At 68.5% G+C, this 11,972-nt stretch carries 14 protein-coding genes; 8 read left to right on the forward strand and 6 right to left on the reverse strand.

The window, feature by feature from the left end:
* Positions 1–54: 54 nt before the first annotated feature.
* Positions 55–414, forward strand: a complete 360-nt coding sequence (locus tag GVY39_RS21875; RefSeq protein ID WP_159927500.1) for a hypothetical protein — start codon at positions 55–57, stop codon at positions 412–414.
* A gap of 81 nt (positions 415–495) precedes the next feature.
* On the opposite strand, the gene GVY39_RS21880 is transcribed toward GVY39_RS21875, so the two are convergent.
* From GVY39_RS21880 to GVY39_RS21890, 3 genes are all read right to left on the reverse strand, one after another.
* On the reverse strand, positions 496–1,209 hold the full coding sequence (locus tag GVY39_RS21880) for a DUF1906 domain-containing protein (protein WP_159927502.1): 714 nt from the start codon (positions 1,207–1,209) through the stop codon (positions 496–498).
* A 178-nt stretch (positions 1,210–1,387) separates the two neighbouring features.
* Positions 1,388–2,509 carry a hypothetical protein gene (locus GVY39_RS21885; protein WP_159927504.1) on the reverse strand — a complete coding sequence of 374 codons (1,122 nt, stop codon included), beginning with the start codon at positions 2,507–2,509 and terminating at the stop codon, positions 1,388–1,390.
* Between the two features lie 230 nt (positions 2,510–2,739).
* Positions 2,740–3,333, reverse strand: coding sequence for a CHAP domain-containing protein (locus GVY39_RS21890; protein ID WP_159927506.1), 594 nt, complete (start codon positions 3,331–3,333; stop codon positions 2,740–2,742).
* Positions 3,334–3,528: 195 nt separating this feature from the next.
* Between GVY39_RS21890 and GVY39_RS21895 the strand changes: the two genes are divergently transcribed.
* The 4 genes from GVY39_RS21895 to GVY39_RS21910 are packed head-to-tail and all read left to right on the forward strand — an operon-like array spanning position 3,529 to position 7,104.
* Entirely contained in the window at positions 3,529–4,176 is a 648-nt protein-coding gene (locus GVY39_RS21895; RefSeq protein ID WP_159927697.1) for an ABC transporter permease, read from the forward strand.
* On the forward strand, positions 4,173–5,372 hold the full coding sequence (locus GVY39_RS21900; protein ID WP_159927508.1) for an ABC transporter ATP-binding protein: 1,200 nt from the start codon (positions 4,173–4,175) through the stop codon (positions 5,370–5,372). Before GVY39_RS21895 ends, GVY39_RS21900 begins: the two co-directional genes overlap by 4 nt.
* Positions 5,369–6,133, forward strand: a complete 765-nt coding sequence (locus tag GVY39_RS21905) for an ABC transporter permease (protein ID WP_159927510.1) — start codon at positions 5,369–5,371, stop codon at positions 6,131–6,133. Before GVY39_RS21900 ends, GVY39_RS21905 begins: the two co-directional genes overlap by 4 nt.
* Positions 6,130–7,104 (forward strand): glycine betaine ABC transporter substrate-binding protein, encoded by a 975-nt coding sequence (locus GVY39_RS21910; protein ID WP_159927519.1) that lies wholly within the window; start codon positions 6,130–6,132, stop codon positions 7,102–7,104. The genes GVY39_RS21905 and GVY39_RS21910 overlap by 4 nt, the downstream gene beginning before the upstream one ends.
* A gap of 195 nt (positions 7,105–7,299) precedes the next feature.
* On the opposite strand, the gene GVY39_RS21915 is transcribed toward GVY39_RS21910, so the two are convergent.
* The gene (locus GVY39_RS21915; RefSeq protein ID WP_159927521.1) at positions 7,300–7,944 is read right to left on the reverse strand and encodes a TIGR03086 family metal-binding protein; all 645 of its coding nucleotides are present in this window, start codon (positions 7,942–7,944) and stop codon (positions 7,300–7,302) included.
* Between the two features lie 85 nt (positions 7,945–8,029).
* Between GVY39_RS21915 and GVY39_RS21920 the strand changes: the two genes are divergently transcribed.
* Complete coding sequence (locus tag GVY39_RS21920; protein WP_159927523.1) at positions 8,030–9,016, forward strand: YafY family protein; 987 nt, start codon at positions 8,030–8,032, stop codon at positions 9,014–9,016.
* Between the two features lie 213 nt (positions 9,017–9,229).
* Here the strand turns inward: GVY39_RS21920 and GVY39_RS21925 are convergent, their stop codons facing one another.
* Positions 9,230–10,687, reverse strand: coding sequence for an MFS transporter (locus GVY39_RS21925; RefSeq protein ID WP_223520889.1), 1,458 nt, complete (start codon positions 10,685–10,687; stop codon positions 9,230–9,232).
* A gap of 72 nt (positions 10,688–10,759) precedes the next feature.
* Between GVY39_RS21925 and GVY39_RS21930 the strand changes: the two genes are divergently transcribed.
* Together GVY39_RS21930 and GVY39_RS21935 are read left to right on the forward strand one after the other, a co-directional pair.
* On the forward strand, positions 10,760–11,242 hold the full coding sequence (locus tag GVY39_RS21930; RefSeq protein ID WP_159927527.1) for a MarR family winged helix-turn-helix transcriptional regulator: 483 nt from the start codon (positions 10,760–10,762) through the stop codon (positions 11,240–11,242).
* 128 nt (positions 11,243–11,370) lie between these two features.
* The gene (locus GVY39_RS21935) at positions 11,371–11,676 is read left to right on the forward strand and encodes a hypothetical protein (RefSeq protein ID WP_159927529.1); all 306 of its coding nucleotides are present in this window, start codon (positions 11,371–11,373) and stop codon (positions 11,674–11,676) included.
* A 4-nt stretch (positions 11,677–11,680) separates the two neighbouring features.
* Here GVY39_RS21935 and GVY39_RS33985 read toward each other — a convergent pair whose 3' ends face one another.
* Entirely contained in the window at positions 11,681–11,899 is a 219-nt protein-coding gene (locus tag GVY39_RS33985; protein WP_195072082.1) for a hypothetical protein, read from the reverse strand.
* Positions 11,900–11,972 lie beyond the last annotated feature (73 nt).

Below are 11,972 nucleotides of genomic sequence, written 5' to 3' on the forward strand. Positions count from 1 at the left end.
ACAGATCCGCCGCGCTGCCACACGAGCTGTCCGGACTGTGGTAGACCGCTAACTATGGCGACCATCGATCGTTCGAAACGAACCGGTCATTCGATCCGAAGCCGACGCTCGCACCGCTCGATCCTGTCGATCCGCTCGGAAGGGTCGATCCTGTCGATCGGGTCGGCCTATTCGATCCTGTCCATCGGCAGCGTGGGCTCGGTGCTGTCGATCGGTTCCGTGGGATCGTTCGGGTCGGCGATCTCGTCGTTCTCGTTCGCCAGCCTCGGTTCCGCGTTCTCCGGCCTGTCCCGGTGGTCGCTGTTCTCCTGGCTGGGCGACCACGAAGCGCCGGACAGCCGCCCGACCCTGCGGGTCGTCCCCGACGACGAGCCCGACTTGCGCGTCGCACCGATGAGCCACTGCCAGACGTAGGTGAGCCGATGAAGACGGTGGCGGACCGTCGCGGAGTCCGTCTATAAGACAGCGAGTTCCTTCTTCACCACTGTCCGTACTTCACCACTGCCCGTACTCGGGTGTGAGCACATTGTTCACATCGATCCCCACCCCGTCGATGGATCGCTTGTCGATCTCGAACTGGTGCAGGTGCGCGGCGGGGTGCACGAACCCCTTCGGCGTGCCCCAATTGTGCTGCCAATACCAGGAGCACAATCCCGCGGTGCGAGCCAGCTCGATGGTCGGGGTGTTGGCGTAGACGCCGGTGTTCTCCTTGCCGAGCACGGCCTGCCAGCCCAGCAGGTACGGCGCGATCATGGTGGCGAAATCGACGGGAGAAGGATTGTCGTCGATGGACGCGTAGATGGGCACGTTGTCGGGGCCGCCGGCGGCGCGGTGCAACGCGAGCCCGCGCTCGGCGTGCCGCTTGCCCGCCTCCAGCCCGCCGCGCCAATCCGCGGTCGGCCCTTTGCCGAACTGGTAGCACGAAACGATGTGCAGACCCGCCGCTTTGAGGTCATCGACTTCGGCCGAGCGCAGCGGTTTTCCGGCCATCCACTCGGCGCCGGGCCTGCGATCGGACACGTAGCGGATCACGCCGATATGCCCCGCGTCGCGGATCGCCGTGGCCGACGGAACGCCGCCGGCGTAATCGATCAGGGTGCCGAGCGAGGGCCGCGCGGACGCGGGAGCCGCCGCGGCGGTCGCGCCGACGAAGGCCGCGGCGGCCGCGTAGACGAACAGATCACGCCGGGATACCGAGATGGAACGCATCGTGGACTCCTTCGCGCACCCCCGACCTGGATGGCAGCGTGCCCGGCGCGCCTTCCCCAAACCTCAGCGCGCGCCGGGAGCCTCGAACGTGAACTCATTTCACCACATTCACATTGGAACCGCTAGACCCAGGAGAAACACGTTTCACATTTGCCACACAGTGCGCACGGAGATGCGGTCAGGCGACGCTGTCGATGCGCGCGGCGACGTCGATGGTGCGCATGGCCGGATCGGCCAACTCTTTGTGGATCACCGCCGCCACCTGCGCCGCTACCTGCTTCTTCATCCGGGCGAGGGCACCGAGGGCGGCCGCACGCGCGCCGTGGGCGGTGAACTCCATGCGAATGTCGGCCGGGTCCGGAGGCGGCACATCGATCACCACGCGCAGTGGGTCGGCGGCTCGTGCGGTGAGCACCAACGGCACTTCGAGGTCTGCGCTGTAGCGATTGGCTTTCAGGACGTCCACCGTGATGTCCAGGCTCACCGGCAGAGTCAGGTCGAATGCGACCGGGTCGGCCGACCGGTCCGCCAGGCGCGGCATCCGCACCGCTCCCCGGACGGTCACGACGGCTCCGGGGCCGGTCCGCAGCGGGCCGACCTCGATCGGCCGGCCCGCCAACCGTTCCACCACGTCGCAGACCCGTTCGCGCGTCACGATGCGGGAGAAGAACCGATGACCGAACTCGCCGTAGCCGATCCAGTCGAACGCGGTCTTGTGCCGATGCCCCGATCGTCTGCCCGCGACCATGGCCTCGATGTCGAAGACCAGGTTGCGGCGGGTGTGCGGATCGGCCAGCATGGCGTTCACCCGGGAGGCGACCTCGCGCTGCACCACCCCCGCGATCGGGTCGAGCAGCCACTCCCACGCCGACTCCACCGCTTGGGCGCGCAGGACGAAGCTGATGTCGCGCTGGGTGATCGGCGGGATGTCGATGACGATGAGCACGGGTTCGGCAGTGCGAGCGTGCAGCGTCAGATCGATCTCGACCCTGGCCTCCAGTCGCAGCTTCCGGCCGCCGAGCAGCACCTTCAGCGTGAGCGACACCGGGATCGTGACCTCGAAGGTCACCCGTGGACCGCGGTCGAGGACGCGTGGGGCGCCGACCTTTCCCTCGGCGACGAAACCGGCGAGTCCGGCCGGGCCGATCGAGACCGGGCCGATGGTCATGCCGCGACCCGTCATGCCGGAGACTGCGGACTCGATGCGAGCCGCGTTCACGGCGTGCGTGACGAAACGCTCACCGAACTCCGCGTAGTCGATCCAGACAGGCGCGCCAGCCGCTTCGTCGGTCGGATGCATCAGTAGTCCCGGAACCCTCACCTCTCGATGGACACCCGACACGCTACGCGACCGATCTTGTCCCACCCGGGAGCGCGCTCCTTCGGCCCGGGATCCCCGTCCTGCCGATGAGGGGGAAGCAGGGCGGGGACCGGCGACGGCGCTGCCGGGCGCCGCCGCCTCCATCGTAGGACCATCGGGCGCGCGGTTTCACGCGCATATCGGACAGATTCCGCTAGGTGGGGCGAGCTTCACAATCGTCCGAAACCGACCACACCGGGCACGTCCTCCAGCGCGAAGCGGGAAAGCCGGATCTCGTCGTACTCGTTGCCGCCGATCGTGGTCACCCGGCCGCCCTCGGCCTGCAGGACGATGTTCACGTGCTGGCCGAACGGGCTGGATTCCCCGTACAGCAGCACGTCACCGGTACGCGGTCGGTAATCCGACCCGATCGGGACGAACCGGCCGACGCTCTCGTAGTACTCCTGCAACGTGTACACACCGGGAATTCGCCAAGAGCCCGAATTCGGGTTGGCCAGCGGCACACCCGCCTCGCGCAGCACCCAGCTGACGAAATCGGCACACCACGCCTCCTCGACTCCCTCCGCGTATTTCGTGCCCGCGCCCGGATCGGCGAACTCGCGCTCGGCGACCGCGACGATCCCGGCCTGAGCCGCATCCAGAGCCGAACGGTCCACATCGGGGAACTCGGTGAGGCGCTCCCCCACGGCGGCCGCGCGGTCCGCCCGGTCCTGCCACCAGAGGCCGCCCGCGATGGCGGCGGCCACACCGAGCACCACCAACGCGAGCCCGATCCACCGCGCCGAGCCGAGCTGTCGTGTCATCGTTCCCCCGATTCCTCAGTGCGATGTCGTTCCCGACCTCATATGTTCGACGTCCGAGCGCCCCGAACGGTTCCCGGCGACACCCGTAAGGTTGCGAGAACCGAGGCGAGGGCAGCCCGCGCGAGCCGAAATCGCCTACGGCGCCGGGAAACCGCGCTAGTCTCCGGATAGGCCGGCCGATGGGGAGGTACCGCCCTGGACACGCTGTGGACATTCCTCGTGCACCGGCGACACCAGTTGCTGGTCGACTCCTATCTGCACGTCTCGGCCGTGGTGCAATCGGTGCTGCTGGCCACGGTCGTCTCGGTGCTGGTCGCAGTGCTGGTCTACCGCAGCCCGTTCGGCTCCGCGATCGCCTCCGCGCTGGCGGGCGCGGTGCTCACCGTTCCGTCGTTCGCGCTGCTCGGTCTCCTGATCCCGGTCCTCGGCCTGGGTGTCGCGCCGACGATCACCGCGCTCGTGGTGTACGCGCTACTACCGATCATGCGCAACACCATCATCGGACTCGCTTCGGTGGATCCGGCCGTGACCGACGCGGCTCGGGGAGTCGGGATGAACCGGCTGCGGGTCCTCGCCCGGATCGAATTGCCGCTGGCCTGGCCCGCGATCCTGGCCGGAATGCGGGTGAGCACCCAGCTGATCATGGGAATTCTCGCCCTCGCCGCGTACGCCAAAGGTCCCGGGCTCGGCAATCTGATCTTCTCCGGGCTCGCCCGCCTCGGCAGTCCGAACGCGTTGCCGCAGGCGCTGGTCGGCACGATCCTCGTCGTCGTGCTCGCCCTCGTACTCGACGGGATCTACGTCCTGATCGGACGACTCACCACTTCGAGGGGACTGGCGTGACCGAGACCGAAAACCGTGGCCAGCTCGCCGGATCCGTCGTCTCCGGTGTGGAGATCGTGCTCGACTCGGTGACCAAACACTATCCGGGCCAGCGTGATCCGGCCGTGGACAGCGTCTCGCTGACCATCCCGGCCGGTGAGATCGTGGTCCTGGTCGGTCGGTCCGGCTGCGGCAAGACCACCACCATGCGGATGATCAACCGGCTGATCGAGCCGACCGCGGGCACCATCACGATCGACGGCCGCGACGCGGCCACGATCCATCCCGATCGGCTACGGCGCGGCATCGGCTATTCGATCCAGCAGGCGGGCCTGTTCCCGCATCTGACGGTGGCGAAGAACGTCGCGACGGTGCCGGGCCTGATCGGCTGGGACCGGCGGCGTATCTCGGCGCGGGTCGAGGAGATGCTGGAGCTGGTGGGTCTGGACCCGGACACCTTCCGCGACCGCTATCCGCGCCAGCTCTCCGGCGGCCAGCAGCAGCGCGTCGGAGTGGCCAGAGCGCTGGCGGCCGACCCGCCCGTGCTGCTGATGGACGAACCGTTCGGCGCGGTGGATCCGATCACCCGGGCACTGCTGCAGGAGGAGTTGCTGCGCCTGCAAGGCGAACTCGGCAAGACGATCGTCTTCGTCACCCACGATTTCACCGAGGCGGTCAAACTCGGTGATCGCATCGCCGTGCTCGGTGACCGATCCCGGATCCTGCAGTACGACACGCCCGCCGCGATACTGGCCGACCCTGCCGACGAGACGGTCGCCGGTTTCGTCGGCGCGGACGCCTCGCTCAAACAGCTCACGCTGACCCGGGTCCAGGACGTCGAACTAGGCGACTGCCCCACCGCCACCGAGCAGGACCCGGCCGAGGCGCTGCGCGCCGCGCTGGCGGACCGGGACCGGCCGTGGGCACTGGTGCTGGACGGTCAGCGCCGTCCACGCCGCTGGGTCTCGACCGCGCAGCTCGCGCACGCCGACTCGCTGGGCGACCTCGGATCGCCCGTGACGCAGACGTTGTCGCTGAAATCCACCCTGCAGGACGCGCTCGAGGCGCTGCTGACCCAGCGGAGCGCGACCGCGGTGGTGACCGGCACGCGCGGCGAATACGCCGGGCTGATCAGCATCGACACCCTGGTCGGCCACCTGGCGGCGCTGCGGACCGAGCACGGAGCCGACGCCGCCGCGACGGACGGCGCACCATGACCGCCCTTACCGCGGCGCCCGCCACCCAGCGCAGAGGCGAGCGCATCCGGTTGGTCGTGCAGCCCGTGCTCGTCCTCGCGCTCACCGCGGGCGTGCTGGTGTGGGCCTTCGCCCGCGACCTGACTGTCACGCAGCAAGCCAGTCTGAACGCGGGCAACGTCGCGACGGTCACCTGGCAGCACGTACTGATCACCGCGACCGTGGTGCTGATCGTGGTCGCGATCGGCGTCCCGCTGGGAACCCTGCTCACCAGACCGGGGTTCCGCCGCTCGGCCCCGGTTTTCGTGGGCGTCGCGAACATCGGCGCGGCCGCACCGGCTATCGGCCTGATCGTGCTGTTCTATCTGGCCACCCGCACCACGGGCTTCTGGATCGGGGTGGCGCCGATCGCGTTCTACTCGCTGCTTCCGGTGCTGCGCAACACCATCCTCGGCTACCAGCAGGTGGACCGGACGCTCGTCGACGCCGGTCGCGGACAGGGGATGTCGGCCGTGACGGTGCTGCGCCGCATCGAATTCCCGCTGGCGGTCCCCTACATCCTGGCCGGGCTGCGCACTTCGCTGGTACTCGCGGTCGGCACCGCGACGCTGTCGTTCCTGGTGAGCGCAGGCGGGCTCGGCATCCTGATCGACACCGGTTACAAGCTGCGCGACAACGTCACCCTGGTGGTCGGCGCGGTGCTCGCGGTGGCACTGGCCTTGCTGGTGGACTGGCTCGGCGCGCTCGCAGAGGAATTCCTCGGGCCGAGGGGGCTCGAATGACCCGGGTGTGGCGGGTATTCGCGCTCGGGCTCGGGTTGGCGCTTGTGGCCGCCTGCGGACTCGAGTCCGGCGGCGCGGTGCCACTGCGGGTGGGGCCGGGCAGCATCGGCCCGATCCCCGAACTGGACGGCGTGCGCATCACCGTGGGCTCGAAGGATTTCACCGAGCAGAACATCCTGGGGTATCTCATCGAATTCGCCCTCACCGCGGCGGGCGCCGACGTACGCGACCTGACCAACATCCAAGGCTCCAACAGCGTGCGCGACGCCCAACTGCACGGGCAGATCGACCTCGCCTACGAGTACACCGGCACCGGTTGGATCAACTACCTCGGCAACGAGACGCCGGTGCCCGACGAGATCGGCCAGTTCGAGGCGGTGCGCGAGGCCGACCTCGCCGAGCACGGCATGGTGTGGACGGCGATGGCGCCGATGAACAACACCTACGCACTGGTCATGAGCGCGCGCACCGCTCAGGAGACCGGCGTGCGCACGCTGTCGGACTACGCGGGACTGGCCGCCGCCGATCCGGCCGCCGCGTCCATCTGCGTCGGCACCGAGTTCAACGTCCGCCAGGACGGGTTTCCGGGTCTGGTCCGCAAATACGAGATCGACGCGGGCAAAGTGAGCAAGCGGATCGTGCAGGACGCGGTGGTCTACCAGGCGACCGCCGACGGCAAGCAGTGCCGCTTCGGCTCCGTCGCAGCCACCGACGGACGCATCCCGGCGCTGAATCTGGTGCTGTTGCAGGATGATCGCGGCTTCTTCCCGAAGTACAACGCGGCGCTGGTGATGCGCAAAAGCTTCGCCGACGAGCATCCGCAGGTGGCCGCGGTCATGACGCCGATCTCGCAGCGCCTCACCAACGAGGCCATCACCGAGCTCAACCGCCAAGTCGACGTGGACGGACGCGAACCCGCCGAGGTGGCGCGGGACTGGATGATCGCCCAGGGGTTCGTCACCGCGCGCTGAGCCGGGTCCTCGGGTCTGCGCGCCGGGCCCGCGTCCGCTCAGCCGGACGACATGGGACAGGCGCTCGATGCCGGACGACCGCCTGCCGGCGAATCGACCGTCGCCGGTTCGCCGACCACACCGAGGTCGCGTCCCAGTCCGCGCCCTGCGGGACTCCCAGGTGAGCCCCGCATCCGGCTCGGTCGACCCCGACGCTCAGCGCGGGTCGCGACCCAGGTAACGCAGCAGACTCGCGACGGCGGCGCTGTCGGCGGGGCCGTCCACGATGGCGGCGTACGCGCCCCACTGACGCAACGGCTCGACGATTTCGGCCGCCTCGCCACTGCCGGGCGCCGGGTGGATGGCCCGCGCCGCGGTGAGCAAGTGCGTGGCGAGCTCGTCGGTCAGCGGCGACGGCTGACCGGTCGCGATCGCGATGTCCCACGCGTGCACCGCGGCGTCCAGCGCGCACATCACGGCGGCGACGGGGGTGGCGAGCGGGCCGTGCGGCAGTGGGGTCGCCACGCTTTCGTCGGCGTCGCGGACCGTTGCCCAGGCGGTCGAAGTCTGCTCGATCGCCGCGCGCACCAGCTCCGACGGGGCGCCGTCGATGACACCGGAGGGTTCGAACGGGTTGTAGGCCGGACCGTCGCCGATACCGAGCAGTTCCGCGAAGGCCAGTTGGTCTCCCGCGGCGTGCTGGACCACCTGCGTCACATCCCATTCCGAGCAGGGGGTGGGCAGGTGCCACTGATCCGCCCGCACCCCCGCGACCACGTTCTCCAGTGCTCGATAGGACTCGGCGAGCACGTCCCGCCAAACGGGGCGCAAAGTGACGGCGGCGGTGCTGGTGGCGTTCATGTCGTAGCCTTTCGGTTTTTTTCGCTGTGACATCAGCCTATGCGCGCATTAGGCTATTTTCGTTCCTAATTTCTGAGGAGAAAAAGTGACGTCGACCTCTACGCGCCTGCTGCGGTTGCTCACGCTGCTCCAGGACCGCGCGCACACCGGCCGCGAGCTGGCCGAGCGTCTCGGCGTCACCGATCGCACACTGCGCCATGACATTCAGCGCCTGCGCGAGCTCGGCTACCCGGTGCACGCCGAACGCGGCGCGATCGGCGGCTACCGGCTCGGCCGGGGCACGACCATGCCGCCGCTGCTGCTCGACGACGACGAAGCGGTGGCCGTCGCGGTCGCGGTAGGGCTCGCCGAGGACGGCTCCACCGGCATCGCGGACATCGCCGAGCACGTCACGAAAGCGCTGGGCAAGCTGGACCAGATCCTTCCCAAACGCCTGCAGCGCAAGGTATCCGCGCTGCTGAACGCGACGGCGATCGGTCCGGCCACGACCGGATCGCGAGAGCCGGACGCACCCGTTCCCGCCGCCGTGCTCACCACGCTGGCCGGCGCCATCCGCGACGGCGCTACGGTCCGGATCACCGAAGCCGCGACCGAATCCTCCGTCGAGATCGAACCGTATCGGCTGATCAACTGGCAGCGCCGCTGGTATCTGGTCGCCTACAGCCTGGCAGACCACTCCTGGCGCGCGATCGCGGTGGCCGGGATCCTGCGCGCCGATGCGAGTTCTCGCCGTTTCGCCGCGCGCTCGCTGCCCGACGACGATCTGGTCGCCTTCGTCATGCGCCATATCGCCACCACCAGCTGGAAGGTGCGGGCCCGGGTCACCGTGCTCGCGCCCGCCGAGACCGTCATCGCCCGGATCAATCCCGCCGTGGGCGTGGTCGAGGCCGTGGACGCGGACACCTGCGTGCTCTACACCGGCGCGGACGCGCTGGAGACGATCGCCATCTACCTGTCCATGCTGATGATGGACTTCCGCGTCGACGGACCGCCGGAACTCGTCGCCCACATTCGCACCCTCGGTCGCCGGTATACCGATGCCGTCGCCGCCCCTGACTCGCCGGAGCGATGAACACGGCCCCAGGGCACGCCGCGGGGCATACGGCGTCGCCCTCGCTGCGAGGCCTTCGGCCTAGCGCCGGTGGAGAGCGGCAGCATGCGCGGAGGCCATCGGCTGTTGCTGGAGTCACCGCTCGCGCGAAAAGGAGCCGGGCTCCGCTCACAGATCAGCGGGCGCGTATATGGCAGCCGATACAGGCAGATCCGGATCGGTGCCCGTCCCGGATCAGGAATGCCCGATAGTGGTGGCCGCGTCGGCCGTCTTCCGCATCGGAATCAACGCGGTCAGGCCGATCGCGACCAGCGCCGCCGCCATCGCGATGAGGAAGGTGGTGTGGAACCCGTCGCGTGAGGGCAGCAGATGCGGACCGTACTGGATGGTCATGTGCGCCAGCACCACACTCATCACCGCGGCCGAGGTCGAGGTGCCGATCGAGCGCATCAGCGAGTTCAAGCCGTTGGCCGCCGCCGTCTCGGTGATCGGCACCGCGCCCATGATCAGCGCGGGCATCGCCGCATAGGCCAGGCCGACGCCGCCCGCGACGATCACCGAGGCGAGCACGATCTCCCAGACGCTGTTCATCAACACCACCGCGCACAGATAACCGACGGCGATCACCGCCGAGCCGAGCGCGAGGGTGACCTTCGGGCCTCGTTTCGCCGACAGCCGCGCCGACACCGGCGAGAGCAGCATCATCACGAAACCGGTGGGCGCGAGCGCCGACCCGGCGCCGACCATGGACAACCCGAAGCCGTATCCGGTCTGTTCCGGCGCCATCAGCAGCTGCGGGAAGGTCAGCGACATGCCGTAGAGCGCGAATCCGATGGCGATCGACGCGGCGTTGGTGAACAGCACCCTCGGGCGCGCCGACACCCGCAGGTCCACCAGCGGCGAACGCTGCCGCAGTTCGAAAGCGCCCCAACCGAGGAACACCACCACCGACACCGCGAACAGCATCAGGATCGGCGCGCTGGCCCAACCCCGATCCGCGCCTTTCGTGATCGCGACGAGCAGCGCGAGCAGCGCCACCGACAGCCCGATCGCACCGCCGAAGTCGAACCGGGCGGGCGTGCGCACCGGCGACTCCGGGACGAACGCGAAAACCGATGCGGCGCAGACGACACCGAGGACGGCGGAGGTCCAGAACAACATGTGCCAATTCGCGTGCTGTGCGATGGCCGCCGCGACCGGCAGGCCGACCGCGCCGCCGACGCCGAGCGTGGCGCTCATGATCGCCATCGCGGAACCGACCCGCTCGGCGGGCAGTTCGTCCCGCATGATGCTGATGCCGAGTGGAATGGCCCCGACCGCCGCACCTTGCAGCGAGCGCCCGACGATCTCGGGCAGCAGCGTGGAGAACACCGCGCAGACCACCGAACCGGCGACCATCAGAAGCAGATTCGCGAACAGGATGCGGCGCTTGCCGAACATGTCGCCGAGGCGGCCGCTGATCGGGGTCGCCACCGCGCCCGCCAGCAGCGCCGCGGTCACTACCCAGGACGCGTTGGACGCCGACGTATTCAGCAGGGCGGGCAACGACGGAATGATCGGAATGACGAGGGTCTGCATGAGCGAGACCACGACACCGACCATGCCCAGCGTCGCGATGAGCAGGGCGGGCGCGGGACGGCGCCGATCCCCCGGACCTGAGACGGTCGAAGTCGCGTCGGCAGCTACACTCACATATGCACGGTACATATCATGTGTATGGTGCACAATTTGGAATCGGCGTGACGCACGCGACATAGTGAGGTCATGTCCGATTCCGGTTCCGGCGGCAACGCGGCGCTGAGCCGCCTGGCCTTCGAACTCTCCCTGCTGTCCAGGCACTTCCCCGCCGCACTGCTACGCCGTCCCGGTTTCCGACTCGACCGCTCCGCGTATCTGATCCTGACGCGACTGGAACTGGACCAGCCGCTGAGTCTGCGCGAGCTGTCCGAAGCCTTCCAACTGGACATCTCCACGATCAATCGTCAAGTCGGAGCCATGCTCAAACAGGGCCTGGTCGATCGGGTGCCCGACCCCGAGGGAGGCATCGCTCGCAAGATTCGTGCCAGCGCGAAAGGGCTGGAACTGCTGGCCTCCGACCGCAAGCAGAGCCGTCAAGGTATCGGCGCGGTGGTGGCCGACTGGACCGACGCCGATGTCGATCAATTCGGCGAGCTGATCGCGCGATTCAACCAGTCGGTCGAGGACCGGGAGAACAATCCCTGGCCGCGCCCGCCGCACATGGAGTGACGCACGATCGACTGATGTTCGCCGAAGCATGGCTCGACGACACGGCGAGTGCGGCCACTTCGTCCCCGGCCGAACCGGATGCTCACAATTTGCCCTTGTCGCCGCGAGCTCGGCGTTAGGCTCCCCGCATGCGAAAAGCACCTCAGCCGAAGGGAACCGCGTGGTGGGACAACTACCTTGTCGCACTGGTCGGTTTCTTTCTCGCGGGCGGGCTGGCCTTCGCCGCCGTCACCGCAGCCCAAGCCGACGCCTACCCATTGGCGATAGCCCTGGGAGTGCTGGCCGTTCCCTTCGCCCTCCCCACCGTCGTGCAGATCGTGGGCGAACTCGTGGTCTACCTGACCCTGATCGGACTGATTCTGCTCCTGCCGGTGCTGACCGTGAGTCCTGAGTTGCGCGAGTGGGGGAAGAACCGGTGGCACGGTCTGAGGTAGACGCCTAGCCGCAGACCTGCTGGTGCGCGTTACGCAATGCGACAGCGAGCGGATCCTGCGACAGACCATAGGGGTCGATGCTGTTGCGCACCACCCAGATGGCTCCGCCGACTACCAGGCACAGTGGCGTCGGAGGCTGCGACGGCGGATTCGCGTGCGCGATCGTCGCGCCCCCTGCCATGAACGATCCGGCGATCACCAACGCCGCGAGCATTTTTCGCATCGTGGAGTCCTTTCGTCGCCGCACAGCGTACGCCGGATCCCGCGGCCGGACCGGCGAATGCGGCGCCTGCGTC

The sequence above is a fragment of the Nocardia sp. CY15 genome (assembly GCF_009829295.1).
Classification (GTDB): Bacteria; Actinomycetota; Actinomycetes; order Mycobacteriales; family Mycobacteriaceae; genus Nocardia; species Nocardia sputi.